Origin of the sequence: Hymenobacter puniceus (assembly GCF_014333525.1) — a bacterium.
Classification (GTDB): Bacteria; Bacteroidota; Bacteroidia; order Cytophagales; family Hymenobacteraceae; genus Hymenobacter.
Window position 1 is genome coordinate 398,288 of sequence record NZ_JACSCX010000002.1, and the last position, 26,545, is coordinate 424,832.

26 protein-coding genes are annotated in these 26,545 nt (G+C 58.7%); 20 read left to right on the forward strand and 6 right to left on the reverse strand.

The window, feature by feature from the left end; translation table 11 throughout:
* The first annotated feature begins 38 nt into the window (after positions 1 to 38).
* The 5 genes from hpt (at position 39) to dnaJ (ending at position 4,633) form a co-directional block, all read left to right on the forward strand.
* Positions 39 to 584: a hypoxanthine phosphoribosyltransferase gene (gene hpt / locus H8B14_RS06760; protein WP_187314856.1), complete on the forward strand. Its 546-nt coding sequence runs from the start codon at positions 39 to 41 to the stop codon at positions 582 to 584.
* Between the two features lie 122 nt (positions 585 to 706).
* Positions 707 to 1,330 (forward strand): adenylate kinase, encoded by a 624-nt coding sequence (locus tag H8B14_RS06765; RefSeq protein ID WP_187314857.1) that lies wholly within the window; start codon positions 707 to 709, stop codon positions 1,328 to 1,330.
* A gap of 171 nt (positions 1,331 to 1,501) precedes the next feature.
* Positions 1,502 to 2,593 carry a GTPase ObgE gene (gene obgE / locus H8B14_RS06770; RefSeq protein ID WP_187314858.1) on the forward strand — a complete coding sequence of 364 codons (1,092 nt, stop codon included), beginning with the start codon at positions 1,502 to 1,504 and terminating at the stop codon, positions 2,591 to 2,593.
* 179 nt (positions 2,594 to 2,772) lie between these two features.
* A complete protein-coding gene (locus H8B14_RS06775) occupies positions 2,773 to 3,354 on the forward strand; it encodes a nucleotide exchange factor GrpE (protein ID WP_187314859.1) in 582 nt (193 codons plus the stop codon).
* Positions 3,355 to 3,490: 136 nt separating this feature from the next.
* Positions 3,491 to 4,633: a molecular chaperone DnaJ gene (gene dnaJ / locus H8B14_RS06780; RefSeq protein WP_187314860.1), complete on the forward strand. Its 1,143-nt coding sequence runs from the start codon at positions 3,491 to 3,493 to the stop codon at positions 4,631 to 4,633.
* Between the two features lie 114 nt (positions 4,634 to 4,747).
* On the opposite strand, the gene H8B14_RS06785 is transcribed toward dnaJ, so the two are convergent.
* Positions 4,748 to 5,059, reverse strand: a complete 312-nt coding sequence (locus tag H8B14_RS06785; protein WP_187314861.1) for a hypothetical protein — start codon at positions 5,057 to 5,059, stop codon at positions 4,748 to 4,750.
* A gap of 150 nt (positions 5,060 to 5,209) precedes the next feature.
* On the opposite strand from H8B14_RS06785, the gene H8B14_RS06790 reads away from it, so the two are divergent.
* From H8B14_RS06790 to H8B14_RS06830, 9 genes are all read left to right on the forward strand, one after another.
* The gene (locus H8B14_RS06790) at positions 5,210 to 5,722 is read left to right on the forward strand and encodes an RNA polymerase sigma factor (protein WP_187314862.1); all 513 of its coding nucleotides are present in this window, start codon (positions 5,210 to 5,212) and stop codon (positions 5,720 to 5,722) included.
* Entirely contained in the window at positions 5,722 to 6,354 is a 633-nt protein-coding gene (locus H8B14_RS06795; protein ID WP_187314863.1) for a hypothetical protein, read from the forward strand. Before H8B14_RS06790 ends, H8B14_RS06795 begins: the two co-directional genes overlap by 1 nt.
* Before the next feature lie 116 nt (positions 6,355 to 6,470).
* Positions 6,471 to 7,412, forward strand: coding sequence for an ABC transporter ATP-binding protein (locus tag H8B14_RS06800; protein ID WP_187314864.1), 942 nt, complete (start codon positions 6,471 to 6,473; stop codon positions 7,410 to 7,412).
* Positions 7,413 to 7,536: 124 nt separating this feature from the next.
* Positions 7,537 to 8,874, forward strand: a complete 1,338-nt coding sequence (locus H8B14_RS06805) for an ABC transporter permease (RefSeq protein WP_187314865.1) — start codon at positions 7,537 to 7,539, stop codon at positions 8,872 to 8,874.
* Positions 8,875 to 9,018: 144 nt separating this feature from the next.
* Positions 9,019 to 9,900 carry a ChaN family lipoprotein gene (locus H8B14_RS06810; RefSeq protein ID WP_187314866.1) on the forward strand — a complete coding sequence of 294 codons (882 nt, stop codon included), beginning with the start codon at positions 9,019 to 9,021 and terminating at the stop codon, positions 9,898 to 9,900.
* A gap of 143 nt (positions 9,901 to 10,043) precedes the next feature.
* Complete coding sequence (locus tag H8B14_RS06815; protein ID WP_222840560.1) at positions 10,044 to 10,697, forward strand: hypothetical protein; 654 nt, start codon at positions 10,044 to 10,046, stop codon at positions 10,695 to 10,697.
* Positions 10,698 to 10,710: 13 nt separating this feature from the next.
* Positions 10,711 to 11,178 (forward strand): GNAT family N-acetyltransferase, encoded by a 468-nt coding sequence (locus H8B14_RS06820; protein ID WP_187314867.1) that lies wholly within the window; start codon positions 10,711 to 10,713, stop codon positions 11,176 to 11,178.
* Positions 11,168 to 12,118: an MBL fold metallo-hydrolase gene (locus H8B14_RS06825; RefSeq protein WP_187314868.1), complete on the forward strand. Its 951-nt coding sequence runs from the start codon at positions 11,168 to 11,170 to the stop codon at positions 12,116 to 12,118. Before H8B14_RS06820 ends, H8B14_RS06825 begins: the two co-directional genes overlap by 11 nt.
* 75 nt (positions 12,119 to 12,193) lie before the next feature.
* Entirely contained in the window at positions 12,194 to 12,757 is a 564-nt protein-coding gene (locus tag H8B14_RS06830; protein ID WP_187314869.1) for a hypothetical protein, read from the forward strand.
* Positions 12,758 to 12,817: 60 nt separating this feature from the next.
* On the opposite strand, the gene H8B14_RS06835 is transcribed toward H8B14_RS06830, so the two are convergent.
* Complete coding sequence (locus tag H8B14_RS06835; RefSeq protein ID WP_187314870.1) at positions 12,818 to 13,171, reverse strand: HesB/IscA family protein; 354 nt, start codon at positions 13,169 to 13,171, stop codon at positions 12,818 to 12,820.
* A gap of 266 nt (positions 13,172 to 13,437) precedes the next feature.
* On the opposite strand from H8B14_RS06835, the gene H8B14_RS06840 reads away from it, so the two are divergent.
* From H8B14_RS06840 to H8B14_RS06850, 3 genes are all read left to right on the forward strand, one after another.
* On the forward strand, positions 13,438 to 13,974 hold the full coding sequence (locus tag H8B14_RS06840) for a DUF7935 family protein (protein ID WP_187314871.1): 537 nt from the start codon (positions 13,438 to 13,440) through the stop codon (positions 13,972 to 13,974).
* Between the two features lie 8 nt (positions 13,975 to 13,982).
* On the forward strand, positions 13,983 to 14,366 hold the full coding sequence (locus tag H8B14_RS06845) for a hypothetical protein (protein WP_187314872.1): 384 nt from the start codon (positions 13,983 to 13,985) through the stop codon (positions 14,364 to 14,366).
* Positions 14,367 to 14,552: 186 nt separating this feature from the next.
* Complete coding sequence (locus H8B14_RS06850) at positions 14,553 to 15,083, forward strand: 5' nucleotidase, NT5C type (protein WP_187314873.1); 531 nt, start codon at positions 14,553 to 14,555, stop codon at positions 15,081 to 15,083.
* Positions 15,084 to 15,298: 215 nt separating this feature from the next.
* Here the strand turns inward: H8B14_RS06850 and H8B14_RS06855 are convergent, their stop codons facing one another.
* The 3 genes from H8B14_RS06855 to H8B14_RS06865 all read right to left on the reverse strand — a co-directional run bounded on the left by H8B14_RS06855 (position 15,299) and on the right by H8B14_RS06865 (position 20,603).
* Positions 15,299 to 16,006: a hypothetical protein gene (locus H8B14_RS06855; RefSeq protein ID WP_187314874.1), complete on the reverse strand. Its 708-nt coding sequence runs from the start codon at positions 16,004 to 16,006 to the stop codon at positions 15,299 to 15,301.
* A gap of 262 nt (positions 16,007 to 16,268) precedes the next feature.
* Positions 16,269 to 17,411: an N-acetyl-alpha-D-glucosaminyl L-malate synthase BshA gene (gene bshA / locus H8B14_RS06860; RefSeq protein WP_187314875.1), complete on the reverse strand. Its 1,143-nt coding sequence runs from the start codon at positions 17,409 to 17,411 to the stop codon at positions 16,269 to 16,271.
* 237 nt (positions 17,412 to 17,648) lie between these two features.
* Entirely contained in the window at positions 17,649 to 20,603 is a 2,955-nt protein-coding gene (locus tag H8B14_RS06865; protein ID WP_187314876.1) for a glycoside hydrolase family 3 N-terminal domain-containing protein, read from the reverse strand.
* A 317-nt stretch (positions 20,604 to 20,920) separates the two neighbouring features.
* Between H8B14_RS06865 and mutL the strand changes: the two genes are divergently transcribed.
* The 3 genes from mutL (at position 20,921) to H8B14_RS06880 (ending at position 24,902) form a co-directional block, all read left to right on the forward strand.
* The gene (gene mutL / locus H8B14_RS06870; RefSeq protein ID WP_187314877.1) at positions 20,921 to 22,948 is read left to right on the forward strand and encodes a DNA mismatch repair endonuclease MutL; all 2,028 of its coding nucleotides are present in this window, start codon (positions 20,921 to 20,923) and stop codon (positions 22,946 to 22,948) included.
* A 199-nt stretch (positions 22,949 to 23,147) separates the two neighbouring features.
* On the forward strand, positions 23,148 to 23,945 hold the full coding sequence (locus H8B14_RS06875) for a rhomboid family intramembrane serine protease (RefSeq protein WP_187314878.1): 798 nt from the start codon (positions 23,148 to 23,150) through the stop codon (positions 23,943 to 23,945).
* Between the two features lie 63 nt (positions 23,946 to 24,008).
* The gene (locus H8B14_RS06880; RefSeq protein ID WP_187314879.1) at positions 24,009 to 24,902 is read left to right on the forward strand and encodes a rhomboid family intramembrane serine protease; all 894 of its coding nucleotides are present in this window, start codon (positions 24,009 to 24,011) and stop codon (positions 24,900 to 24,902) included.
* 193 nt (positions 24,903 to 25,095) lie between these two features.
* Here the strand turns inward: H8B14_RS06880 and H8B14_RS06885 are convergent, their stop codons facing one another.
* Positions 25,096 to 26,346, reverse strand: a complete 1,251-nt coding sequence (locus tag H8B14_RS06885) for a pepsin/retropepsin-like aspartic protease family protein (RefSeq protein WP_187314880.1) — start codon at positions 26,344 to 26,346, stop codon at positions 25,096 to 25,098.
* Positions 26,347 to 26,545: the final 199 nt, after the last annotated feature.

Consider the following 26,545-nt stretch of genomic DNA (forward strand, 5'->3'; position numbering starts at 1 on the left):
TTTGCCTGCCCGCTCACCCACGGCCCAACCCCAAACGGATGAATCCGGACCATATTTCGCTGCACGATAAGCAGTTTGAACCCTACCTGCCGGCGCAGGAGCTGGCCGCCAGCATTCAGCAGCTGGCCACTCAACTCAACCACGACTACGCCGGCAAAACGCCGCTGCTCGTGGCGGTGCTCAATGGCTCGTTTATGTTTGCCGCCGACCTGATGAAGGCGCTGGCTATTGAGTGCGAGATTTCCTTTATCCGGGTGGCCTCGTACCAGGGCACCAGCAGCACTGGCAGCGTGCAGGAAGTGTTGGGCTTGACCGAAGACATCCGCGGCCGCCACGTCATCATCGTCGAGGACATCGTGGACACGGGCCACACCATGCGCCGCCTGCTCGATACGCTGGGGGCCCGCGAGCCGGCTTCGCTGGAAGTTGCCACGCTGTTTCTCAAGCCCGAATGCCTGCAGCATGAGCTGCCGATTCGCTATGTAGGCCTCAGTATTCCCAACGACTTCATTGTGGGGTATGGCTTGGACTTCGATGGGCTGGGCCGTAATTATCCTGATGTATACAAGGCAGTTGGTAGCTGAATCAACTAACGGAACCAGCTAAAATCCGCTGGCGCTCGTAGAGGCTTTCCTATTCGTTGCTTATATTTCCAGAACCCCGCCCACTTTTCTTTTCCTCCGCGTAACACTTCGCTACCCAACTCATGCTGAATCTCGTGCTCTTCGGCCCGCCCGGCGCCGGTAAAGGAACGCAAAGCCAGAAGCTGATTGCCCGCTATAATCTGGTGCACCTCTCCACCGGCGACTTGCTGCGGGCCCAGATAGCCCAGGGCACTGAACTAGGCCTGCGGGCCAAAAAACTCATGGATGAAGGCCTGCTCGTGCCCGATGAAGTAGTCATTGGCATGATCGACAGCGCTTTGCAAGGCAACAAGCAAGCCGCTGGCTTTATCTTCGATGGCTTCCCACGCACTGTGCCCCAGGCCGAAAGCCTCGACCGACTGCTGGCCGAGCACGAAACCAAGGTATCGTGCATGGTGGCGCTGGAAGTAGCCGAGGAAGAGCTGGTAACGCGCCTGCTGGAGCGTGGCAAAACCTCCGGCCGCCCTGATGACCAGGACGAAACCAAAATCCGCAAGCGTGTAACGGTATATAATACCGAAACTGCCCAGGTGGCCGGCTACTACGCCTCGCAGCAGAAATTTCACGCCCTCAACGGCATTGGCGCCATCGAAGACATCTTCGGGCAAATCTGCGGCATCATTGAAAAGCACCAGCCTGCCACGTCCGAAAGCAGCCAGCAGGCTACCGACGAAGTAAAAGCGTAACTTTGCGCCTGCTACCCGCTTGGGGTAGTGGCAGAACCATCTGTCATCCTGTGTATTTCGCCCCTGCGGCGGAATGTGCAGGATGACAGCTGTTTTACAGACATTCTGGAATTGAGAAGTAAGAATGAAACCAATTCTTAATTTTTAATTCTCAATTTTTAATTGAAGAAAGTGGCTTCCAATAATTTCATCGACTACGTCAAAATCAACTGTCGCTCGGGTAAAGGCGGAGCGGGCTCGCACCACTTTTTCCGCGCTAAAGGCCTGCCCAATGGCGGCCCCGATGGTGGCGACGGCGGCCGCGGCGGCCACATCATCTTGGAAGGCAGTTCCCAGCTCTGGACCCTGCTGCACTTGCAGTACCGCAAGCACCTGATTGCGAAGCCCGGCGAAGGCGGCGGCGAAAACCTGCGCAGTGGGGCTCAGGGCGAGGATATCATCATCCAAGTGCCGCTCGGCACGGTAGCCCGCGACGCTGAAACCGGCGAGAAGAAACTGGAAATCACGGAGGACGGCCAGCGCCTGATTCTGACGCCCGGCGGCCGCGGCGGCTGGGGCAACGACCACTTCAAGTCGGCCACCAACCAGGCCCCGGCCTACGCCCAGCCCGGCGAGCCCGGCATTGATGAGTGGGTGATTCTGGAGCTGAAGCTGCTGGCCGACGTAGGCCTGGTGGGCTTCCCGAACGCCGGCAAAAGCACGCTGCTCTCCGTGGTATCGGCGGCTAAGCCCAAGATTGCCGATTACGCCTTCACCACCCTCACGCCCAACCTGGGCGTAGTGGCCTACCGCGACTACAAGTCGTTTGTGATGGCCGATATTCCGGGTATCATTGAGGGCGCAGCTGAGGGCAAAGGCCTGGGCACGCGCTTCCTGCGCCACATCGAGCGCAACTCCATTCTGCTGTTCATGATCAGCTGCGACTCGCCGGACATCAACGCCGAGTACGAGGTGCTGCTCAGCGAGTTGGAGCAGTTCAACCCCGAACTGCTGGAAAAGCAGCGCCTGCTGGCCATCACCAAGTCGGACATGCTGGACGAAGAGCTGGAGGCCGAAATCCGGGCCACGCTGCCCACCGACCTACCGACGGTCTTCATTTCCAGTTTGGCCAACAAGAACATTCAGCAGCTGAAGGACCTGATCTGGGAGGCGCTGCAGCAAAACCGTGCTGCCACGGCAACCACCACGGCCCAGCGTCAGAGCCAGGACGAGGACGCCGAGGAGCTGGAGACTGACGAGCAAACAGAGGCGGAGCAGGAGTAGACGTCAGAGCCCAGGCTGCCAGTTCGGGCCGCACTCCGCCGGATGTGACTGAACTAACTGCCTGGGCGGGCGGGTTTCTGTGCCACAATGACAGCCGCTTAGGCTTTGGCAAACTCCTTGCGACCCGCTATCCGCCTATGTCTTCCCGATTCAACCCATTCCGACGATTTCAAGCGAAAATGGCTGACGATAAAACCAACCAACCCGACGATACCCAATTCGACCAGAGCAGCGCTGACCACACGGCCGGTGAGCTGACCCAGGAGCCCAATGCCCCCGAAATAGGGGAGATAGAGGACACGAATACGGCTGCTACCGGTTCCAAAACCGAAGCTGAGCTGGCTGATCTGAAAGACAAATACCTGCGCCTGGCCGCTGAGTTTGAGAACTACAAGCGCCGCACCACCAAGGAGCGCGCCGACCTGTTCAAGACCGCCAACCAGGAGCTAATGACGGCCTTGCTGCCCGTGCTCGACGATTTTGACCGGGCCCGCCACCACACCAAGGACACCGACGACGCCAACGCCGTGCGCGAAAGCATCGACATCATCCACAACAAGCTGCAGAAAACCCTCAACCAGAAGGGCCTGACGCCGATGGAAACCAAAGGCGGCGCTTTCGACCCCGATCTGCACGAGGCCATTACCCAGATTCCGGCCCCATCAGACGAATTGAAAGGTAAGATAGTGGATGAAGTGGAGCGTGGCTACTACCTCGGCGACAAGGTAATCCGGCACGCCAAAGTGGTGCTGGGGCAGTAAACCCAGAGAAGGTCGTCATGCAGAGGCGCAGCCGAAGCATCTCGCATGGCACCGTTGACATAGTAACTCCCCAAACGTCAGCACGCGAGATGCTTCGGCTGCGCCTCTGCATGACAGACGAAGTATATTACCAAAGATGGCAGCGAAGCGAGATTATTACGAGGTGCTGGGCGTAGCCAAAAATGCGGCCGCGGATGAGATTAAGAAGGCCTACCGCAAGGTTGCCATCAAATATCACCCTGATAAAAACCCCGACGACCCAACGGCCGAAGACAAGTTCAAGGAAGCCGCTGAGGCCTACGAAGTGCTGTCGGATGCTAATAAAAAGGCCCGCTACGACCAGTATGGCCACCAGGGCATGGGTGGCAACGGCGGTGGCCCAAACATGGAGGATATCTTCTCCCAGTTTGGCGACATCTTCGGCGGTGGCGGCGGCTTCGAGGGCTTCTTCGGGGGTGGCGGCCGCGGCCAGGGCGGGCGGCGCGTGCGCAAAGGCTCCAACCTGCGCATCAAGCTGAAGCTGGACCTTGAAGAGGTAGCCAACGGCGTTGAGAAGAAAATCAAGGTGAAGCGCTACGTAGCCTGCAACACCTGCTCGGGCACGGGCGCCAAAAACGGCACCGACCTCAAAACCTGCGGCACCTGCAACGGCCAGGGCCAGGTGAAGCGCGTGGTGAATACCATGCTCGGCCAGATGGTGAGTGCCTCTACCTGCCCCACCTGCGAAGGCGAAGGCAAAGTAGTGACCAGCAAGTGCGACGTATGCCACGGCGACGGCCGCCAGTTGCACGAGGAAGTTATTCCAATCAACATTCCGGCGGGTGTGGCCGAAGGCATGCAGCTGAGCATGAACGGCAAAGGCAACTACCCCGAGCGGGGCGGCGTGCCCGGCGACCTGCTCATTCAGATTGAGGAAGAGGCGCACGAGTCGTTGAAGCGCGACGGCAACAACATCATGTTCGAGCAGTATATCTCGTTCGTGGATGCCGCGCTGGGGGCTAGCATTGAGGTGCCGACTATTGAGGGTAAAGTGAAAATCAAGGTCGACCCGGGCACGCAGCCCGGCAAGATCCTGCGCCTGCGCGGCAAAGGCATCAAGGACATCAACGGCTACGGCCGCGGCGACCAGCTGATCCACCTCAGCGTCTGGACGCCCAAGAATGTGACCGGAGAAGAGCGGGAACTACTGGAAAAGCTGCGCAACGCTCAGAATTTCACGCCGAATCCCGGCAAAAACGAGAAGGGCTTCTTCGAGAAAGTGAAGGAGTACTTTCAATAACCACGGATTTTTCCGGATTAGACGAATTGCACGGATTTCGTGGACGATTGAACGCCTGCTTCCTTTTGGGGAGGCAGGCGTTTTTTATGGCTGCTGCTCCCAGGCGTCCGAGCATTAACGGGTGGTATGCTGGTCAACTGCCGGCTGCAACTTGGCCTTGAGGTCGCGCCCTATCAGAAACCCAAACAGTACAATGGCTACCAGCACTAGGCCCATCGACAGGTATTTGCGGGTTGGTGAAATGGCCACGGTGGCGGCGGAATACGCGCCATCGGCGCCGGCGGGGCGGTAGTGCAGGTCGGAGAGAAACAGGCCGCCACCCAGGGCTAGCCAGGCGCCGGCCTGTAGCAAGTCGTGGGAAAGCAGCAGGCTGACCAAGCCTGTCAGGACGAAAAGTACGCCGGTGAGCACATTCAGCTTTTTCATGGCAAAGCAGTGAAGTGGTGGTTTGGCGGATTAATCGCGCGAACTGCTGGCGCATTACAGCTACCTGCGGGCTGACCGGAAAATTATTTCGCTAGTGGCCTGTAATGACCCGCCAGGACTGCCGATATAGTAGCTGAAACCGCCGCCCGCATGAGCCCCGCTGCACCCTCCACTGCCTTTGTTGCCGTCGTGAACGAGTACCAGCCGCTGCTGCGGCGCGTGTGCCGCCTCTACTGTGCCGACGCCGACGACCGGCAGGATTTGTTTCAGGAAATACTGCTGCAGCTATGGCGCGCCTGGCCTAGCTATGTGCCGCAGGCTGGCGCCAAGCTCAGCACCTGGCTCTACCGCATTGCCCTGAATGTGGCCATCAGCAACCTGCGCCAGCGCACCCGCCGCCCCGAGCCTTTACGCCTGGATGGGGATGCGCTGCAGCTGGCACAGGAAACCGAGCCTCCCAACTATGAGCCTGAAGAAACTGCCGCCCTCTACCGGGCCATAAACCGGCTTTCTGATGTAGACAAGGCCTTTGTGCTGCTGTATCTGGAGGAGCGCACCTACGAGGAAATGGCCGACATCCTCGGCATTACCCAGAACAACGTACGCGTGAAAATGCACCGCGTGCAAGACAAGATCCGCCAACAACTTACCCGCCCCGTCTGATGGAACTCGATGATCTTCGCCGTAGCTGGCGGCAGCCGGCCGCTACTGATTCAGCCCATAACTTGCTGGATGCTAGTGCGCTGGCCCGTCTGCTTGCCCGTGGCTCTAGCAATCCGGTAGGCAAGATGCGCCGCAATGTGTGGCTGGAAATCGGCTTTGTGCTCTTCTGCTTGATTTGGTGCTTGGTAGCTACATTCACCTCGCACGACCCTTTCTACCTGGCTATGGCCTCCTGGCTGGCTATTATGTGTGTGCTTAGCGGCTTCTACTTTCGGCGTAAGCTGGCCTTGCTAAACAGCCTTGATGACGCTAGCGGCGCTATGCGTGACACAATAACGCGCCAACTGATCAGCCTGCGTGGGTTGGTGCAGATCTACTTTCAGGCTACCATGTGGTCGTTGCCGGTGTCGCTGGGAATTGGGTTGGTGTTTCTCGGCGGACGCATCATACAGAAGCTGAACGGCCAGAAAATGTGGGTGGGCCTAGGAATTTTGCTGGCAGTGTATCTGCTGGCAGGTGTGCTGACTTTTCTCTGGACGCGCAACTTCACCCGCTGGTACTTGCAGCGCCTATACGGCCAGCACCTCGACCGTCTGGAAGCCAGCCTACGCGAGCTGGAAGCAACTGAATAGCGCCGTTCGGAAGCCTTTTCTGCTGGTTCAGGCCGCGGAAATCACCGGTTGAGCAAACCAGATGCAGATTGTGTATTTGATTCGTGTAATATTACGGCACCACAAACCTTTCTTCCATGCCTCCTATTCTGCAAGCAATTGATGTGCGCAAAACCTACGCCGCGCACACTGCTCTCAACGGCGTGAGCCTCGACATTCCGGAGCGCAGCATTTTCGGGCTGCTCGGGCCCAACGGCGCCGGCAAAACGTCGCTCATCCGCATCATCACCCAGATTACGGCCGCCGACTCCGGTGAAATCCGCATCCGGGGCCAGAAGCTCAACCCCGCGCATATTGGTCAGGTTGGCTACTTGCCCGAGGAGCGCGGCCTCTACAAAAAGATGAAGGTGGGCGAGCAGCTGCTGTACTTAGCCCGCCTTAAGGGCCTGAGCCGTGCCGACGCCACCCAGCGCATCAAAAGCTGGCTGGACCGCCTGGAGCTTAAGCCCTGGGTTGAGAAGAATGTGGAAGACCTCAGCAAAGGCATGCAGCAGAAGGTGCAGTTCATTGCCACGGTGTTGCACGAGCCCGAAATCATCATTCTGGATGAGCCGTTTTCGGGCTTCGACCCCATCAACGCCAACCTCATCAAAGACGAGATTCTGGCGTTGCGCGAGAAAGGTGCTACCATCATTTTCAGTACCCACCGTATGGAATCGGTGGAAGAGCTCTGCGACAGTATTGCCCTCATCAACCGCAGCCGCAAAGTGTTGGATGGTACTGTGCGCGACATCAAGAACACGTTTCGCACTCAAACCTACGAGGTGGAAGGCCGCGGCCGGCTGCTCGTCACGCACCCCGATTTTGAGGTAATAAAGCATCAGGACCGCGAAAACGGCCACTTCTACGACGTGATAAAGCTACACGCCGGTACCACGCCCAACGATTTGCTACGCTACCTCATCGGGACGGTGGAAGTGCACGCCTTCCGCGAGATGGTTCCGAGCATCAACGACATCTTCATCCAGCGAGTGCGCGAAACCATGCCCGAAACGCTGATGGAGGAGCCTGTACTGTAGCAGAACGTCATTCCGGGCAGCGCCAGGAATCTCGCTGGGGTAGCAACCAATACTTTCACAACGTCAGCACGCGAGATACTTCGGCTTCGCCTCTGCCTGATGTGCTTTCGATACCTGATTTCCCATGGACAAAATATTCCTCGTTTTTCAGCGCGAATACCTCACGCGGGTGCGCAAGAAGAGTTTCATTATCATGTCGCTGATTGGGCCGCTGCTGACGGTAGCGCTGTTTGCAGTGCCCATATTCATTGCCAAGATGTCGGACAGCGGCAAGACGGTAGTGGTGGCCGATGCCGGCAACCTGTTTGCCAGCCAGCTGCCCGAGGCGAAGGACGACATCCGGTTTGTGCGCACCAGCCCCGACCTGACCCAGGCCAAAGCGGAATTCAAAAAAAGCAAGCACGATGCTCTGCTCTACATTCCGAAGCAGGATATGGCCAATCCAGGCGGCTTCCAGGTGTTTTCGCGCAAGGGTCTGGGCGTGTCGCTGGAGCGCGACATTGAACGCGCCGTGTCGCTGCAGATCGAAAACCAGCGCCTCACGGCTTCCGGCATCGACCGGGCTACTCTTGACAAGCTCAAGGCCGACGTAGACTTGGAAACTGTGAGTTTGAGCGACGATGGTGAGAAAAGCTCCAGCACCGGCGTCAGCACTGGCGTGGCCTACGCCTGCGGCTTCCTGATTTACATGTTCATCTTCATCTACGGTGTGCAGATTATGCGCGGCGTGATGGAAGAGAAAACCAGCCGGATTGTGGAGGTAGTTATTTCGTCGGTGAAGCCCTTCCAGCTGATGATGGGCAAAGTGCTAGGCATTGCGGCCGTGGGCTTCACGCAGCTGGCGCTGTGGGTGCTGCTTTCTATTGGCATCAGCTCGGTAATGGCGCGCTCCGTGAGCCCCGAAAAGATGGTAGAAGCGCGCGTGAACCGCACTACGGCCATCGTCAGCAAGGACACGCCGCAGGACAAAGCTGCCAAGCAGGAAAACAACGTGGCCGCTAAGATGATTACCGCCCTGCGCAACGCCGACCTAAATGTGCCGCTGATTGTGGGCTGCTTTCTGTTCTATTTCCTTGGGGGCTACCTGTTCTATGGGGCGCTGTTCGGCGCTATCGGCTCGGCTGTAGACAACGACACCGATACCCAGCAGTTTATGCTGCCCGTGACGATGCCGCTGGTGCTCACCTTTGTGGTGTCGCAGGCGATTCTCACCACCAATCCCAACGGGTCGGTGGCCGTCTGGATGTCGATGATACCGTTCACCTCGCCCATTGCCATGATGATGCGCCTGCCGTTTGGCGGGGTGCCCGCCTGGCAACTGGCCACGTCTATGGTACTGCTGATTCTGGGCTTCATCTTCACCACCTGGCTGGCTGGTCGCATCTACCGGGTCGGGATTCTGATGTATGGCAAAAAAGTGAACTACCGCGAGCTGTCGAAGTGGATGTTCTACAAAGGCTAACCGGAGCGCCCACATAACTTTACGCTTGCCTCTCGGCCATTTCTAACTGAACACAACAAGCCCCAGTAGCTGTTTAACTCGCAGCTGCCGGGGCTTTCCGGTTACTTTTGCGCCGCTGGTTTTCCAGCCTACTTATTGCTGCTTATGACCTCGAAATTGCTGCTGCCCTTACTAGTGGTGCTGCTAGCCGCCACTTCCCTAGCTGCCCAAGACCGGCCCGCCTACCGCTTGTTCACAACTGCCGGCAAGCCCGCCAGCTACGACAAGATGCTGAAGGAACTGGCCGCCGCCGACGTGGTATTCTTTGGCGAGCAGCACAACGACCCCATGGCGCACTGGCTGGCGCTGCAGCTCACCAAAGACTTGCTACGCCTGCGCCAGGGCCAGCTGGTGCTGGGGTTGGAGATGTTTGAGCGCGACGTGCAGCCACTGGTAGACCAGTACACCACCGGCGAGCTGGATGATAAAGCCTTCGAAGCTGACAGCCGCCCCTGGCCCAACTACGCCACCGACTACAAGCCGCTGCTGCAACTGGCACGCCAGCAGAAATTTCGGGTGGTGGGCACCAACGTGCCGCGCCGCTATGCCTCGCAGGTAGCCAAAGGCAGCCTTGCGGCGCTGGATGCTTTGCCGGCCACGGAAAAAGCCTGGCTGGCGCCCTTACCTCTGACTGTGGACTACGAATTGCCCGGCTATAGGAATATGGCCAAGATGTTCGGTGGCGATGCAGCCCACGCGGCCGGCGTGCAGAACATCATCCAAGCCCAGGCCCTCAAGGATGCGACCATGGCCCACTTCCTACAGCAGGCCCGTCCCGCCGACCACCTGCTGCTGCACGTCAACGGCGCCTATCATTCCGACAACCACGACGGTATTCTAGCTTATCTGCGCCAGCAGAACCCGCAGCTGAAGGTGCTTACCATCAGCACCGTGTCGCAGGCCAGCCTCGACAAGCTGGAAAAAGAGCATCAGCAGAAAGCCGACTTCCTGCTGGTGGTACCCGAGGACATGACCAAAACGTATTAACTGCTGACAGATAAAAGGACGTCCGTAGCAAAGTGAAATAAAAGAACGTCATTCCGAGCTTGCGAGGAATCTCGCGTGCTGGCATCTGATTGCTATTGCAACGTCAGCACGCGAGATGCTTCGGCAAGCTCAGCATGACGGTTATGCCCCCAACCCGCCCCATGATTTCCACCTCCGACCTTTCCCAACTTCCCGAAGCGGCTACGCTGCAGCAGATCTGCCAGTCACTAGCCGCGCTGGACGCCATAAACTCGCCCGACCCGGAGTTTCGCTACTACACCTACAATCCTGCCTGGGACGAAAACGAGGCGCTGTTTGAGATGAGCGACGGTGAAGGTGACCAGATGCTGGTGTTGTTCCGGCCCGAAGGCTGCTGCATCAACGGCTTCCTGCAGGAATACGACCACCCTGAGAAGGGCCAGGTGACGCGCGGCCTGCCCGAAGTGTTCGACGAGTTTGTATTCGGCGAACCGGCGGCTTCTATTGGCACCACGTTCTGCGTGTGGTACACGCCCGCTCACGGCTGGCAGACCGGCGTTGTGGAGCAGGAAGATGACGGCTCGGAAGAATTGCTCTACATCTTCGACAACGACCCCGAAACCTACGCCGACTGGGCCAACGAGTACTACCTCGACGAAACCGAGCGGGAACCTATCGAAACCACAGACGTGGCCCGCATCTACCGCCACGAGCCCCTCACGCAAGCCACCGCCCAAGCCTTGAACTCCGACCTTACCGATTGGCCCCAGCTGGCCGCCGACCTGGAGGCCATCGGCTACCCGCACGAACTACACTAGCCACCCGCTGCTGATGGTTTTCCGACAAGCCCACCTCTCTGATATTCCCGGCATGTCGGTAGTGCGCCTGGCCGTAACGGAAAACGTGCTCCGCGACCCTGCCTGCATCACCGCCGCCGACTACACCGACTACCTCGTGCAGCGCGGCCGGGGCTGGGTGGCTGCAGACGAGCGGTCCGGCCAGATTGTGGGCTTTGCCATTGTCGATTTGCAGGATTCCAGCGTCTGGGCCCTGTTTGTGCACCCTGGCTTCAATCAGCAGGGGATTGGTAAAGAGCTGCATCGGCTGCTGCTGGACTGGTACTTCACGCATACCGCCGCACCTATTTCACTCAGCACCAGCCCCGGCACCCGCGCCGAAACCTTCTACCGGCGCCAGGGCTGGCAGGATACCGGCCGCACCAGCAGCGGCGAAGTGCGGTTTGAATTGAGCCAAAAAGCCTGGCAGCAGCGTGTAGCCTCCGACGGTCATGTGCGTTAAAGGTTGGCTGCTTGCGCTGGCTGGCCTGTTTTGGCAACTGTCGGCTTTTGCTCAACCAGCCTTTACGGTGGTACCATTGGGCGTAAAGGGCGGGCTCAGCGAAGGCAACCTGTCGGCGTATATGGTGGCGGCCGCCGGCTCTTCTGACTACGTGTGCTTGGACGCGGGCAGCCTCTATACCGGCGTGGAAAAAGCCGTGGCGCAGAAAACATTGCCGGGGCCGGTCACCGAAACCATCCGCACCCGCATCAAGGGCTACCTGATTTCCCACGCCCACCTCGACCACGTGGCGGGCCTGCTGCTCAACGCCCCGGATGACGTGCCCAAGCCCATTTATGCGCTGCCGGCCAGTTTGGCCACTATCCAGAACGATTATTTCAACTGGCGTGCCTGGCCTAATTTCGGCCCCGGTGGTACGCCGCCGGCGCTGGGCAAATACCAGCTGCGGCCTCTAGCCATCGGGCAGGAAGTGCCACTCAGCAATACCGAGCTTCACGTCACGGCCTATGCGCTCAGCCACGGCCGGCCGTTCCAGAGTGCGGCGTTTCTGGTGCGCAGCGGCCGCCACTACCTGCTCTACCTCGGCGACACCGGCGCCGACGCCGTGGAGCAAACCCAGAACCTACGGACGCTGTGGCAGGCCGTGGCGCCGTTATTGCGGGCCGGCCTGCTAAAGGGAATCTTCATGGAAGCGTCGTATCCTGATGCGCAGCCGGAAAAGCAGCTGTTCGGCCACCTGACGCCGCGGCTTTTCTGGCAGGAGCTGGCGGTGCTGGCGCAGCTGGCCGGGCCAACTGCTTTACAAGGCCTGCCGGTCGTCGTGACCCACCTCAAGCCCACCGCTGGCTATGAAGCTATCATCCGCCGGGAGTTGGTGGCCGGCAACACGCTTGGGGTGCGGCTGATTTTTCCGGTGCAAGGACAGCAAGTAGTTTTTTGAGAAACTATAATGTTATTTGACTTCAAATAATGTCTAGTCAAAGCAAAAATATCAATCTACTTTAAGGTAAAGAAAATGAAGAAGGTGTTTGCGTTTTTTGCAATTTGGATTGCAATTATAACAATTGGCTCCATAAGCTATTTGCTGTTTTATTTGATAATGAATCCTAATCCCACTATTCCATTGCTGCTAGGTGCGATAGGATATGTTGTTACTAAATTTTACGAAAATTATAAAGACAGACAGACGCGGCTTTATGATAAAAGAAAAGAAATTTATCAGGCTTTAGTCAAGCCTTACGTTGCTGTATTGACTAACATGTTGACGGATAAGCAAACAAACAAGAGTGAAGAATTTGTGCTAACTCCTGATCAAATAAAGGATTCTGTTGAAGCAGCTTCTAATGCTGTGATGTTTGGTTCTGATGATGTTATAAAATCTTACGGACGATACAGAAATATATCGGCTAATGGGTTGGCTGATACAAATTATAATCTATTAGCACTTGCACAGCTCCTGAAAACTATTAGAAAAGATACATATACTAGCGTGGATGAAGTTGATAGCTTAAAGCTATTTATAAATATCACTGCTCATGAAGAAATTATTTTGAGGGAGAGTTTCAAGAATATTAAATAGGAAAGCCCTCAGCTACAAAGCTGAGGGCTTTCCTATTAATCAAAAAAGGATTTAGTATGGCTACGACGAAAACGACGAGCCGCAGCCGCAGGTGCTCTTGGCCTGGGGGTTGCTGAAGATGAAGCCGCGGGCGTTGAGGCCGTCCTGGAAATCAACTTCCATACCCAACACATACATGGCATGCTTCTTATCCATGATCAGTGTTACGCCGTCGAGGTCGAAGGTTTCGTCTTGGTCTTTAGGCTTATCGAAGCCGAGCAGATAGCTCATGCCCGAGCAGCCCCCGCCCTGTACGCCCACGCGCAAACCGTATTCGGCGGGCACGTTTTTCTCGTTCAGAATATTCCGAACCTCTTCCAGCGCGCGCGGCGTGAGGCTGATGGGAGCAAGTTTCGTGGAGACGGCCGTTGCCATAGTGCGTTCGTTTTTAGAAAAGTAAGGCGACAAAGATACGAAGCCGGTGGGGGAGTAGCGTTACTACTCGCGCGGCTTTGTTGCGACTACAACAGCAGCGGCCGGCCGCTGGTTCAGCAGAGCCGCTTGCGGGAGCTGCCGGGCCGTTGGCCGGAAAGTAGCCGGGGGTTGTAGCGCGGCATCTGCGCCGTGTAGTTACCTTCGCAGCCCACACTTGTTTACTGGTTTTTACTCGCCGCTGCCGTTTGCACGGCGGCCCTTGCCGCATGGATACTACTGCCTACCTGTTCGATTTGCTTAAAACGCTGCTGCCGGCCGTGCTGGTCGCCGGCTCCATTTTCTACCTCATCCGGCAGCACCTCGACCGGGACCAGCAGCGCCGCCTGCTGGAGCTGCGTCTGGAAAACAACAAGGCCACGCTGCCGCTGCGCCTGCAGGCCTTCGAGCGCATGACGCTGCTGCTGGAGCGCATCACGCCCAGCAACCTGCTGGTGCGCCTGAGTAGCGCCGGCCAGACGGCTCCAGAGTATCATCGGCTGCTGCTGCAGGAAATCCGGGCCGAGTATGAGCACAACCTCAGCCAGCAGCTCTACATGAGTCCCGACACCTGGGGCGAAGTAAAAGCCGCCAAAGAGCACGTCCTGACGGCCATCAACAAGGCCTACCACACGCTGCCCCAGCCCCAGCAGGCCCGCGGCACCGAGCTGGCCAAGCGCATCCTCGAAAGCCTGATCAGCGACGAAGTGGACCCTACGGAGCGCGCCCTGCTGGCCGTCAAGCGCGAAGCTTTCGGCCTGTTTTAGGTGGCGGCATGACGAAGGCTGGGCTCAGAATAGCTGCCGTGGCCGTGGCGCTGCTAAGTAGCCACCTGGGCGCGGCCGAAGCCATGAAGAATCACACGTCCATGGGAGAAATCCTGTGGGCCATCGTGGTGCTGCTAGCCGGCGTGCCGCTTGGCATTGCGTTTCTGATGTATTGGTTGGTGGTCCTGCTCAAAGACCGACGCCCCAGCGTGGCCGCTACCTCGTTAGTTGCCCTGAGCAGCTGGTGGCTGGGTTTGTTTGTACTTGGGTCGCGGGAGAGTCCGGCCGATTCGGTAAACTCCGCCACGTGGCAGGTGGTACTGGTGGTGGCTTTGCTGACGGCCGTATGCGCCTGGGCAAGTGTTCCATCGGCAGACGAAGACCCTGAGTAACTGCTGTTACGCAGTAGGTAGTAGCGCGAACTTTGTAGTTCGCGTCGCCGCGCCATGTGGAATCGTCGGACTGGCGCGGGGACGCGAACTACAAAGTTCGCGCTACTTCTCAACGGCGCTTTAATAAAGATACTGCGTAATAACAGTAAATAAACCGAGCCCAGTGGCTCGCAGTATTCCCAAAATATGACGAAAACCCGTATTGCCGTGGATATGGACGAGGTAATTGCCGATTCCATTGCCCGGTTTCAGGAGTGGTACGCCCACGAGTTCGAGCAAGAAATGACGCTGGCGCAACTGCGCGGCAAAAACTTCCACGAAGCCGTGGCGCCCGAGCACCAGCAAGCCCTGCGCGACTACCCCAACCGCCCCGGCTTCTTCAAAGACCTGCCTCTCATGGCCGATAGCCAGCGCGTACTGCGCGAGTTGGCCCAGCGCCACGAGCTATTTATTGCCTCGGCAGCTATGGAGTTTCCCAACTCGTTTCTGGATAAGTACGAGTGGCTGCAGCAGCACTTTAGCTTCATTCCGTGGCGCAACGTGGTGTTCTGCGGCGACAAAAGCATCCTCAATGCCGACTTTCTCATCGACGATAACGCCTTCAACTTCGACAATTTCCGGGGTGAAGGTATCCTGTTCGATGCGCCGCACAACGCCCTGGAAACCCGCTACCGCCGCGTGCACAGCTGGCAGGAAATCGGCGACATATTTTTGTAGTATTTCAGCGAAAAGCAAAAGGCCCGGCTTACTGCACTTGCTCTTACCCAAATCTTCCGGAAAGCGAAGAGTTTACGAAACTCATCGCAAATCTGAGTTTCGTGAACTTTGAAAGGTGAATGAGTTTCTTGAACTTAATCTGGTCCGAACGACCATTTCGCTGTGCCAATGAATGTACATGGACAGCCGCTTAGTAAAATACGAGTATAACCTGATTAGGTACTCGTTTCTTTGGCGCGAAGGTGGGCTTGCAAGGTCAGGTTGAGTAAGCCCCCGACGACCAAAATAGCCCCGGCGACAAACGGAAAACCGGCCCCTACTAAGTCCGCTAGGTCGGCGGACCACAGAAAGGGGTAACAAAACAGCATCGCCGCGATGCCCACGGCCATTACCCCGTAGCTGCCCAGCCAACTCAAGCGCAGGTGCAGGTTGGGCTGGTGGATGAGTTTCACTTCTTGATACCGACTGAACAGATAGCTTTGAAGCTGCTGGAGTGATTGGTGCTGACATGCCTCAATGGTCAGGGTAGCAAGCGGCACACAGCGTTGTCCGGCGCGATAATCTTGCCGAAACAAGCGCCAGTGCTGGGGCAAGAGTAGCAGCCCAAACAAAAAAATCAGGAAGCTGGGCAACGTCCAGTTGCCATTGCCCAGCATAAAGGCTTGCATCCGAATTTCGCCCACCGGCTCCAACTCGTACGCCAGCACCACGTGCTTTAAGTCGTGGCTTTCAAAGCCGGGCACCAATGTCAAGTCCCGGGCCAGCAAGCACGCGGCCAACTCGCGGCCAACTGTGCCTTCGGGTAGTTGGCTCAACGCGGCCACCTGGCGATGGTAGCGCGCCATGTCGTGGCACTGCTCCAAACACCATACTGAAAAGAAAAAAGCGTGGCGGATGAGCTGCTCGGGAATGGAGTACTTCATAAGGAACCAAGTTCTCGTTTGGGCACAATCTAGCACTATTCCAACCTTGCGGCACTAACGTGCTACCTGTTCAAATAAACGGTCATTTACGTTAGCATGAGCAGTATGTGCGGCCTAACGGGCTGTAATTTCTGTTGTTTGAGAGGCTACTAACAATACTAAAACAAGTGTTCCGGCCATAAGCCGGAACACTTTATAAAATTTGGGTAAGGCCCGGCGCAATACGCCGGGCCTTTGCTTTTTACTTAAATACAAAATCCAATCAGGCCGTAGCGGCCAGTACGGCATCAATGGCACGCTGGTAGCAGGCCTCGTAGTGGGGCACGATGTTGCCAACGGCAAAAGTTTCAGCGTGGGCTCGAGCGGCGGCTTTGAAGCGGGGCAGGTTGTCGTCCTGGAGTACAAACAGCGCATTTTTTACCATGTCGGCCACGTCGCCGACGTTGCTGGTCATGCCCGTAATGCCGTGTTCGTTCAGCTCGGGAATGCCGCCGGCGTTGGTGCTGATAACGGGTACTTCGCAGGCCATGGCTTCCAGCGCCGCCAGTCCAAAGCTCTCCTTCTCGGAAGGCATCAAAAACAGATCCGATACGCTGAGCACTTCCTCCACAGCTTCCAGCTTACCTAGGAAACGCACGTCGTTGCTGCTGAGGCCCAGGTCGCGGCAAAGCTTTTCAATGCGCGGCCGGTCGGGCCCGTCACCGACGAGCAGCAGCTTGGCCGGTACCGTTTTGCGCACCCCGTCGAAGATGTGCACCACGTCCTCGACGCGCTTCACCGAGCGGAAGTTGGAGGTATGGATAAGCAGCTTTTCGCCATCGGGCGCAATGGCGGCCTTGAAGTGGCCTTTGTCCTGCTTTTTGAAGCGGTCCAGGTTGATGAAGTTCGGAATCACCTCAATGTCCTTCTCGATGGCGAAGTACTCGTAGGTTTCCTTGCGCAGATCGGCCGAAACCGCCGTTACACCATCCGATTGGTTGATGCTGAACGTCACGACAGGCTCGTAGCTGGCATCCTTGCCCACCAGCGTAATATCGGTGCCGTGCAGCGTGGTGATGACCGGCACGCGGATGCCTTTGGTAATCAGGATCTGCTTGGCCATGTAGGCTGCCGAGGCGTGCGGAATGGCGTAGTGTACGTGCAGCACATCCAACTTCTCGTTCTGCACAATGTCCACCATTTTCGAGGCCAGCGCCAGCTCATAGGGCGGAAACTGGAACAGCGGATACGGCGGAATGTAGACCTCGTGGTAGAACAGGTTCTCGTTGAAGAAATCGAGGCGAACCGGCTGGCTGTAGGTGATGAAATGGACGCGGTGGCCGCGCTGGGCCAAGGCTTTGCCCAACTCGGTGGCCACCACGCCGGAGCCGCCAAAGGTGGGATAACAGACGATGCCGATATTCATGATCAGAGCGTAAGCTTGGGCTGGCGCCGTCGCGCGCAGGGGTGGAGCGGCGGGGCAAGCGGGGTAGGGGAGAGCAGCCGGGAAAGCTGGGAAGAGAAAAACGAAACCAAAGGTCAGCAAACATGGCTAACGCCGGCTTGCGGGCGCAAGGACAAAAAAATCGGCGGCAAGCTGCTCCTTCAGGAACGCCTTGCCGCCGATTGCGGGGTCAAAGAAACAGAAAAGCCGGACAACAGGTCATGTCTTTTGCAGCGACTTATAGATGACGTCGTGAATGCGGGTGCGGATGTTGTACTGGCGCAGCTTGTTGTTGCCGGCGTCGGGGTACACCCGGTTGGAAAGAAAGATGTAGAGGATTTTGTTTTCGGGGTCCATCCAGACGCAGGTGCCGGTGAAGCCCGTATGACCAAACGTGCTGGCCGGTGAGAGGTTACTGGTGGGGCCTTCGGGCTTGCTCGGGTCGCCGTGGTCCCAGCCCAGGCCGTGACGGTTGCCGGCCACGGTGCTGCGCGCAAACTCCGTCACGACGGGGCTCTGGAAGTAGCGCATACCGCCGTAGCGGCCATTCTGCAGGTTCATCTGCATCAGGATGGCCAGGTCGTTGGCGTTGGCAAACAAGCCAGCGTGGCCGCCTACGCCGCCAATCATAGCCGCCGTCTGGTCATGCACGGTGCCTTGCAGCTGAGTGCGCCGGAAGTAAGTATCGTTTTCGGTGGGCGCGATGCACGACTGCGGAAACTTCTGCAGCGGGTTGTAAGTCATGGTGCCTAATCCCAGCGGCTTGTAGAAGCTCTTGTCGAGGAAGTTCTCAATGGGCTCCTGCAGCAGCTTTTCGGCCACCCGCTTCAGAATGATAAAGCTCAGGTCGGAGTATTCCACCGGATACTTGCCCTTCACCCTGGGCAGCAGGCCAGAGCGCTGCACCCACGTCCAGACCGAATCTTCCGCCGTCTGCACGCTGTACAGGTTGGGCGTCACCTCGTTGGTGAAGCCGGTCGTGCTGGTGCTGGCGTAAAAAGTGGGCTTGGGGCCGGTTTTGGTGATGGTTTTTTCCCAGGTCGGGATGCCGGCCTTCAGGCCCGCCTGGTGCAGCAGCACCTCACGAACGGTCATGTCGCGCTTGTTGGTGCCTTTCAGCTCGGGCAGATACGCGGCCACTTTGTCATCGAGGTTCAGCTTGCCCTGGTCTTTCAGGTACATAATGGTCTGAAGCGTGCCGGCTACTTTCGTTACTGAAGCCAAGTCGTAGAGCGTGCTGTTGTTGACGGGCTGTTTCTTGTCGTAGGTGCAGTAGCCGTAGCTTTTGTCGAACACCACGGCCCCGTTCTTAGCCACCAGCACCTGGCAGCCCGGCGCCGCCGCATACGCCACCGATTCCAGCGCAATGTTATCAATCTGAGTGAGCACCTTGGAGTCCAGGCCCTCGCTTTCCGGCGTGGCGTAACGCAGGCGCTTGAAATCCGGCGTAGGCAGGCCGGTGCCCGCGGGCAACTCGGGCGTCACCGTGACCGGCAGGCGGCCCACCGCGGGCAGCGCGCCAAACAGCACCTGCGGCACCACCAGCTGCGAGGCGTAGTTGTCTTCGTAGCCGCACACCAGCGTGCGGGCGCCGTCCAGGTACTTCAGCGAGTAGGCATTGCCCATGGCCACCACTACCGTTTTCAGGCGCGGATTGGCTTGCAGCTCCTTCAGGAATTTCAGCGCCCCGTCGCCCAGCCCATAGTTGTGGGTGGGCGTATTGTTCATATTGTGCAGCGTCACGACTACCGTGTTGTAGGGGGCAAGGCGCGGCAAAATCCGGGCAAACGTGGAGTCGGGCGCGTAGCGGTTGGCTACGGCATACACCGGGCCGCTCTGGTACTTGCCCATGATTTCGCCCAGCGTGCTGCCCGCCCCGGCCCCGATGGTGACGGTGGCGATGCGCAGCGTGTCGAGGCGGTGCAGCGGCAGCAGGTCATCCTGGTTTTTCACCACGGTGGTGGCGTGCTCGTAAATTTCCTGCGCCACCGTCCGGCTCTGGGGCCGGTTGAGGTTGGTCATCAGGTTAGGCACGTCGATGGGCTGCTGGTTGTTGAGGCCGGCCCAGAACTTGGCGCGCAGAATCTTGCGCACCCGCTGGTCGATGTCGGCCTGCACCAGCTTGCCGGCAGCCAGATCGTCCTTGATTTTCTGAATGGCTACTGGCACGTCCTCGGAAAACAGCAGCACGTCGTTGCCGGCCAGCAGCGCCAGCGCGTCCAGCTCGCCGGGCTTGTAGAGGTTGGCCACGCTCTTCATGTTGAGCGCATCCGTGAATACCAGCCCTTTGTAGGCCATTTTCTCTTTCAGCAGCCCCGTCACGAGGTTGCGCGAAATGGTAGCCGACACTGAGCGCACGGTATCAAACAGCGGCATGTAGAGATGGCCGACCATCACGCCCATCACGCCCGCCTCAAACGACTGCTGAAACGGGTACAGATCCATGTTGGTCAGGTGGGCCAGGTCGGAGTTGATAACCGGCAGCGCCACGTGCGAATCCACGTCGGTGTCGCCGTGGCCGGGGAAATGCTTTACTACGGCCATAATGCCGTGGTCCTGCAACCCCCGGATGTAGGCCACGCTTCGCTTAGCCACCTGCTCCTTGTTCTCACCGAACGAGCGGTTGCCGATAACCGGATTGTCGGGGTTGGAGTTGATATCGACGACGGGCGAAAAGCTGACGTGCACGCCCAGCGTCTTCATTTTGAGCGCAATTTCGCGGCCCATCTGGTACACGTACTGCTCGTCGTCCATGGCGCCCAGCGTCATCTGCTTGGCGAAGTGCATGCTAGAGTCGAGGCGCATATCCAAGCCCCACTCGGCATCAAGAGCAATGAGCAGCGGCACCTTGGCGGCGGCCTGGTAGCGGTTGGTGAGGTTGGCCTGCCGGCGCGGGCCGCCCTGCAGAAACATCAGCCCCCCGATGCCATAATTCTTTACCAGAAACTCGGTGTACTGCGCGTGCTTTTTGTCTTTGTTGGAGTAGGCCGCCACCATAAACAGCTGCCCCAGCCGCTGGTCGGGCGTGAGGGAGTTGAACACGCTGTCCACCCAGTTCTGCTCGGCCACGGAGCGGGGCTTGGCCGCGTCTTCGTAGGGCACCGCGGAGGTGATGAGTAGACCCGTGGCAGCGAGTAGCAGCAGTAAGAGTCTAATCCGAAATTCCTTGAGCATAGGCTCCCGTGAGGTGTCTGGCTGTAAGTGGTCTGGTTGAACGCAAGAGGATTTCGCCCTACTTTTGTTCCATTCAGGCGTCTTCCACAGCAGGTTTCGGCGGGCCCGGCCACCGTATTGGTGGGCCCCAGGCATCCGGTCCTCTGCTCTGTCCAACGTGCCAACCCGGGAGTCCGGCCGGCACAACGCACACGAATGTTGGCCACAAACTTACGGAGAAAATCCCGGCCGTGGTTGGCAATTCATCGAGCAAGTCCAATTGCTCAGCGGGTTAACGCCCGGATTTCTTTGTTTCGTATCTTCTTTATCCTTCCCGAATGGCCGACATAATTCAGCTGCTTCCCGAGTATCTGGCCAACCAGATTGCCGCCGGCGAAGTGGTGCAGCGGCCGGCTTCGGCCGTGAAAGAGCTGCTCGAAAACGCCGTCGATGCCGGGGCCACGCAGGTGCAACTCATCATCAAAGACGCCGGCAAGCAGCTGGTGCAGGTGGTGGATAATGGCTCGGGCATGAGCGCCACCGACGCGCGCATGAGCCTAGAGCGGCACGCCACCTCCAAAATCCGCACCACCGACGACCTGTTCCGCATCCGCACGCTTGGCTTCCGCGGCGAGGCGCTGGCCTCCATTGCGGCCGTGGCCCAGGTAGAGCTGCGCACCAAGCAGCGCGACCAGGACACCGGCACGCTGCTGCTCATCGAAGGCTCCCAGATCAGCAGCCAGCAGCCCACAGCCTGCCCCGACGGCACCAGCATCAGCGTCAAGAACCTGTTCTTTAACGTGCCGGCGCGCCGCAACTTTCTGAAGAGCAACGCCGTGGAAATGCGGCACATCCTCGACGAGTTTCAGCACATTGCCCTGGCCAACCCACAGATTGGGTTTACGCTGTTCCAGAACGACCTGGAGGTGTTCAACCTGCCGGCCGGCAAGCTCAGCCAGCGCATCGTGAGCTTGCTCGGCAACGGCTATAAGGAGCAGCTGGCCGCTTGTGAGGAGGTGACGCCGTTTCTGAGCGTGAAAGGGTTCATCGGCAAGCCGGAATCGGCCAAGAAAAGCCGCGGCGACCAGTTCTTCTTTGTCAACAACCGCTTCATCCGCTCGGCCTACCTCAACCACGCCGTGCTGACCGCCTACCAAGGCCTGCTGCCCAAAGACGCGCACCCGTTCTACGTGCTGTTTCTGGACCTCGACCCCAAGGCCATTGACATCAACGTGCACCCTACCAAGACGGAAATCAAGTTCGAGGATGAGAAAACCGTGTACGCCATTGTGCGCGCCGCCGTCAAGCAAAGCCTGGGGCTGCACAATATGGCGCCGTCTTTGGACTTTGAAGGCGACGTGAACTTTGCGCCCATCCGGCCGCTGCGCACACCGGCAGGGGAGCTGCCCAAAGGCAACTTCGACCCCGACGACTTCCGGCCCGACGCGCTGGCGTCGGCAGCGTCGCAGGCAGCTACGCCGGCCCGCGACGCCCGCTCCGGCAGCAGCCCGCGCCCCGATACCGGCTACGAGCGGCAGATTCCGCCGCGCCCCACCGAGCAGGCCAAGCGCGACCTGGAGGAGTTCTATAAGAGCCTAAGCAAAGTGAGCGTGCCCGATGTGGAGCGCGAAGCCACGGCCAAAGGTGTGCCCGTGCCTAGCGCGGCGGCTCTCACAGCCGCGGCCACTGTTCCACCGCTAGTGTCGCCGCCGGTGTCGCCGCCGCTGGTGGTGGCGGCCACCTCGGCGGCGGTGCCGGTTGCGCCCGAGCTGCCGTTGCGCGAGGTGCCGGCCAGCACCGGCAACAAGGTGTTACAGGTGCACGGCCAGTACTTGCTGGTGGCGGTGAAGTCGGGGCTGATGCTGCTGGACCAGGCCGCCGCGCGCGAGCGAATCCTGTACGAGCAGTACGCCCACACGCTGGAGCGCGAAACCGGCGCTTCCCAGACGCTGCTGTTCCCGCGCACGGTCACGTTTACGCCCCAGGACTTTGCCATTCTGCGCGAGGTGGAAGACGCCCTGCGCGGCCTGGGCTTCCGGTTCACCGATTTCGGCAAGCACACCATTGCCGTGGAGGGCATTCCGGCCGATGTGCCGGCCCGCGACGAAAAAGAGCTGCTGGAAGGCCTCATCGAGCAGTTCCGGACCCACGCTGGCCCCGTGAAGCTGGACCGCCGCGAGCAGATGGCCCGCGCCCTGGCCCGCCGCGTGGCTACGGCTGCCGCCGGCGCCCGCCTCTCCGATACCGAAATGAACACGCTGGTGGATAAGCTGTTTGCCTGCCAGGTGCCCGGCTACACCCCCGACGGCCGCCGCACCCTCGTCATGCTGGAACTCAGTCAGATACAGGACTTCTTCCGCCGCTGATTTGAAGGCTGTAAAGGCGCGTATTCGCGTCTCGTCGTTACTGATGTTGAATGAATGGAACTACGTCGGTTGAACAACGTCAGCAACAAATAGACGCGAAGTTTGGCGTCTCTACATCGCTCATCCGGCCAAACCGCCCCGTCTAGCGTAAGGGAAGAAAAATCAGCGCAATCCAAATAATCTGCAAAATCTGCGATTCATGTTCCGACTTACTCCCACCGTTCGTACGCTGCTTATTATCAACGTGCTGGTGTTTTTTCTGCAAAATCAGTTTGGAAAGCAAGTTGACGTTCTAGGTGCGCTCTACCCATTAGGCTCAGTGTACTTTCAGCCCTGGCAGTTCCTGACCTATATGTTTTTGCACGGCAGCCTCGGTCACCTGTTTTCCAACATGCTGGGGCTGGTGTTCATCGGGGCCTCGCTGGAAGATGTGTGGGGCCCGAAACGGTTTCTGACGTATTGGCTGATCTGCGGCGTGGGCGCTGGTATCCTGTACCAGGGCGTGCGCGCCTACGAACTGCACCAGATGGACACTGACCGGATTGCGTTTCAGGAAGCGCCATCCGGCGTCGCCCTCTCCAACTACTTTCACAACTATCTGCCTGAGGCCGGCGATTCCTACTCGGTGGTAGCGGCCCAGATGCAGCGCACCCCCAACGACCAAAGCCTGATTGCCTCCGCTACGGAAACCATCCAAGCCATCTACGACCGGGCCATCAACAGCCCAGAAGCCGGCATGCTGGGGGCGTCGGGGGCTCTGTTTGGAGTGCTGTTTGCGTTCGGCTTCCTGTTTCCGCAACAGTCGCTCATCATCTTCCCAATTCCCATTCCTATCAAAGCGTGGCTGTTCGTGACGCTGTATACTGCCTACGAACTCTACCAGGGCATTCATCCGGTGCCCGGCGACAATGTGGCGCACTTCGCGCATTTGGGCGGAATGTTGATTGGGTTCATCGTGTTGAAAATCTGGCAGCGCAACGGCACACACTACGGCTGAGTAGCCGCCTGCCTGCCAACTTGTAGCTTCGCGTAGCCTGCCGTCCTCTTTGCTTTCCCACCCATGAGTTTCCTCGATGACATCCGCGCCACCCTCACTCGGCGCGACAATGCCCTGAGCCAGCTGCTGCTGATCAATGTGCTGGTGTTTGTAGTGCTGCTGCTGATTCGCGTCACGCTGTTTCTGGTGACGGCGGGCCGCCTCGATATCAGCTTGGTGCTGGAGTGGCTGGCGGTACCTTCGGGGCCGCTCACGCTGCTCACCCGCCCCTGGACCTTGCTCACCTACTGCTTTGTCCACACCGACTTCTTCCACATCCTATTCAATCTGCTGAACCTGTATTGGTTTGGCTCCTTGGTACGCGAGTACCTCGGCGACCGAAAGCTGGTGAGCTTATATATTCTGGGAGCTCTGGCCGGCGCGGTGCTGTATCTGCTGGCTTACAACTTCATTCCAGTGTTTGCCGGCCGGCCGGCCATGCTCTACGGCGCTTCGGCGGGCGTCACGGCCATCATTTTGGGAGCCGCCACGCTGCTGCCCGACTACACGTTCAGCATTATTTTCCTGGGCCCGGTGCGCATCAAGTACATCGCGGCCGTGGTGGTGCTGGTGAGCATTGCGGGCATTGATGGCGGCAATCCGGGCGGCGAAATTGCTCACCTGGGCGGCGCGCTGCTGGGCTTCCTGTTCATCAAGCAGCTGCAGCGCGGCCGCGACCTGGGCCGCCCCGTGCAGGCCATCGGCGACTGGGTGGGCAGCCTGCTCTCGGGCCCACGCCTGCGCGTGACGCACCGCGGCAGTAGTGCCGCCGCTCCGACCGCTGGCCCGCGCAAAGGCAGCCTGCCCAAGCCCGAGCAGGAAGACCTCGACGCCATTCTAGACAAAATCTCCCGCTCCGGCTACGAAAGCCTCTCCAAAGACGAAAAGCAGCGCCTGTTCAAAGCCAGCCAGAAATAGCCACTTGTCATTGCGAGCGGAGCGAAGCAATCCTTACTCCCCATGCGCTAAGCCTAAATTAAGCAGAAAGCCCTCCGGCATTAGTGTACTACATTAATGCCGGAGGGTTTTGTCATGGAGGAGGGTGTCTACTATGAGAGGAAGGATTGCTTCGTCCTGCGTCCTCGCAATGACAGTAACCGTGCCTATAGCCTTACCAATTATAAAACCGCACCTGCTTATTCACAAAGTCGATGGTGGTGCGGTACTGGCTCAGGAACGGGTAGCCCACGAGCCCCTGAATTGGCGTTTGGTCGGGCTTGCTGTTGATGTGGGAAATGTCGGTGAACACCGTGGGCTGGTTGCGGAAGGGCAGCTTGCTGCCCACTTTCAATTCCGGTACCTGCCCGCTCACCACGGTGCGCGACAGGTTGTCGGCGCCCTGCAGCGTGACGTTTTCTGGCTTACGCAGCGTTTTCTGGAAAGTGGGAGCGTACTGCTGGTCGAATAGGTTGTATTGGGCGCCGGAGTCCATGGCCAGCTGCCAGGTCTGGCCGGCGGCGGTGGCTTCCAGTATGGGCAAGTGGCCGCGCATAGTGAAGGGCACGCTCAGCAGCGGTGCCGGGCCGGTGGCGGCGGGGTCGGGCTTGCGGAGCTGCACCTGCGCGGCGCGGTAGTCGAGCGTGAGGGCATACTGGTCGAGCAGGTTGTAGCCGATCAGGCCCAGCAGCTTCATGCCCTTCAGCCGCTGCTCCAGACTCGACAAGTCCAGCGTAGGTACTTCCCGGTTCTGGAACCGGATGCCGGCCCAATCAAAGCTTTGCGTGGTGTGGTAGGAGTAGCTGCCCATGCTGCCGTTCACGCCGCGCATGCCGCCGGCCGTGGCGGTGGTTTCGCCGGGGGTGGCAGCAAACTCGCGCTGGTTGAGCATCAGGGCCGGCGCACCCGAATCGAGTAGGAAATTGCCGCGGCGGCCGTCTACTTCGGCCTCCACCACTATCAGGCCGTTGAGCAGTTGCATCGGCACGGTCACGGTGGGCGGCGTGGTTAGCTCTAAGGTGGAGGCGGCTGTGGCAATCTTCTTCATGCTGGCTTTGGCCAGGTTCAGCTCCAGAAACTTGGCGTCGGGAGTTACCAGAAAGTCGTATTCCTTTTCCGCGCCCTGGCGGGTGAAGGCGCACACATAGCGGGTGTTGCTACCCTCGGGCGTTTGCCTTACCAGCCGCACGTTTTCCACGGGCCCGAAGCCGGGAATGAGCTGCGCCAGCAACTGCGTGGTGTAAGCGGCCGGCAAGGCGCCCACCCGGGTTTCGCTGTTCAGAAACGGCTGCAGCGGCGCCACCGACTTCGTGTTGATAGCCGCCACCAGCTGGTCGAGAGGGCGGATGCCGGTGGGTGTTTGTTGGGCCAGGCTAGCCGTGGCGGCGGTCAGCAGCAGCCACATGCTCAGGCAGAAAGCTTTCATCGGTATCTGTATAGAATGAGAGAAAAGCGCTAATAACTGTATCAGAAGTAACAGACTGGAACTGCAACAATTGGGTTGCCTGCATAGGGCCACCACTTGGCTGAAAGGTTGTATGGTTGTTGCCGAATTGATGCAGAGTAGCGCAAACTTTGCAGTTCGCGCCGCCGCGCCGCTCAGAAGGTTCCACTTGCTGCAGTTG

What these genes read in the sequence shown, in the direction of transcription:
- hpt (WP_187314856.1), top strand. Translation starts at nt 39, where the DNA reads ATGAATCCGGACCATATTTCGCTGCACGATAAGCAGTTTGAACCCTAC.
- H8B14_RS06765 (WP_187314857.1), top strand. Translation starts at nt 707, where the DNA reads ATGCTGAATCTCGTGCTCTTCGGCCCGCCCGGCGCCGGTAAAGGAACG.
- H8B14_RS06775 (WP_187314859.1), top strand. Translation starts at nt 2,773, where the DNA reads ATGGCTGACGATAAAACCAACCAACCCGACGATACCCAATTCGACCAG.
- dnaJ (WP_187314860.1), top strand. Translation starts at nt 3,491, where the DNA reads ATGGCAGCGAAGCGAGATTATTACGAGGTGCTGGGCGTAGCCAAAAAT.
- H8B14_RS06785 (WP_187314861.1), bottom strand. Translation starts at nt 5,059, where the DNA reads ATGAAAAAGCTGAATGTGCTCACCGGCGTACTTTTCGTCCTGACAGGC.
- H8B14_RS06790 (WP_187314862.1), top strand. Translation starts at nt 5,210, where the DNA reads ATGAGCCCCGCTGCACCCTCCACTGCCTTTGTTGCCGTCGTGAACGAG.
- H8B14_RS06795 (WP_187314863.1), top strand. Translation starts at nt 5,722, where the DNA reads ATGGAACTCGATGATCTTCGCCGTAGCTGGCGGCAGCCGGCCGCTACT.
- H8B14_RS06800 (WP_187314864.1), top strand. Translation starts at nt 6,471, where the DNA reads ATGCCTCCTATTCTGCAAGCAATTGATGTGCGCAAAACCTACGCCGCG.
- H8B14_RS06805 (WP_187314865.1), top strand. Translation starts at nt 7,537, where the DNA reads ATGGACAAAATATTCCTCGTTTTTCAGCGCGAATACCTCACGCGGGTG.
- H8B14_RS06810 (WP_187314866.1), top strand. Translation starts at nt 9,019, where the DNA reads ATGACCTCGAAATTGCTGCTGCCCTTACTAGTGGTGCTGCTAGCCGCC.
- H8B14_RS06815 (WP_222840560.1), top strand. Translation starts at nt 10,044, where the DNA reads ATGCCCCCAACCCGCCCCATGATTTCCACCTCCGACCTTTCCCAACTT.
- H8B14_RS06820 (WP_187314867.1), top strand. Translation starts at nt 10,711, where the DNA reads ATGGTTTTCCGACAAGCCCACCTCTCTGATATTCCCGGCATGTCGGTA.
- H8B14_RS06825 (WP_187314868.1), top strand. Translation starts at nt 11,168, where the DNA reads ATGTGCGTTAAAGGTTGGCTGCTTGCGCTGGCTGGCCTGTTTTGGCAA.
- H8B14_RS06830 (WP_187314869.1), top strand. Translation starts at nt 12,194, where the DNA reads ATGAAGAAGGTGTTTGCGTTTTTTGCAATTTGGATTGCAATTATAACA.
- H8B14_RS06835 (WP_187314870.1), bottom strand. Translation starts at nt 13,171, where the DNA reads ATGGCAACGGCCGTCTCCACGAAACTTGCTCCCATCAGCCTCACGCCG.
- H8B14_RS06840 (WP_187314871.1), top strand. Translation starts at nt 13,438, where the DNA reads ATGGATACTACTGCCTACCTGTTCGATTTGCTTAAAACGCTGCTGCCG.
- H8B14_RS06845 (WP_187314872.1), top strand. Translation starts at nt 13,983, where the DNA reads ATGACGAAGGCTGGGCTCAGAATAGCTGCCGTGGCCGTGGCGCTGCTA.
- H8B14_RS06850 (WP_187314873.1), top strand. Translation starts at nt 14,553, where the DNA reads ATGACGAAAACCCGTATTGCCGTGGATATGGACGAGGTAATTGCCGAT.
- H8B14_RS06855 (WP_187314874.1), bottom strand. Translation starts at nt 16,006, where the DNA reads ATGAAGTACTCCATTCCCGAGCAGCTCATCCGCCACGCTTTTTTCTTT.
- bshA (WP_187314875.1), bottom strand. Translation starts at nt 17,411, where the DNA reads ATGAATATCGGCATCGTCTGTTATCCCACCTTTGGCGGCTCCGGCGTG.
- H8B14_RS06865 (WP_187314876.1), bottom strand. Translation starts at nt 20,603, where the DNA reads ATGCTCAAGGAATTTCGGATTAGACTCTTACTGCTGCTACTCGCTGCC.
- mutL (WP_187314877.1), top strand. Translation starts at nt 20,921, where the DNA reads ATGGCCGACATAATTCAGCTGCTTCCCGAGTATCTGGCCAACCAGATT.
- H8B14_RS06875 (WP_187314878.1), top strand. Translation starts at nt 23,148, where the DNA reads ATGTTCCGACTTACTCCCACCGTTCGTACGCTGCTTATTATCAACGTG.
- H8B14_RS06880 (WP_187314879.1), top strand. Translation starts at nt 24,009, where the DNA reads ATGAGTTTCCTCGATGACATCCGCGCCACCCTCACTCGGCGCGACAAT.
- H8B14_RS06885 (WP_187314880.1), bottom strand. Translation starts at nt 26,346, where the DNA reads ATGAAAGCTTTCTGCCTGAGCATGTGGCTGCTGCTGACCGCCGCCACG.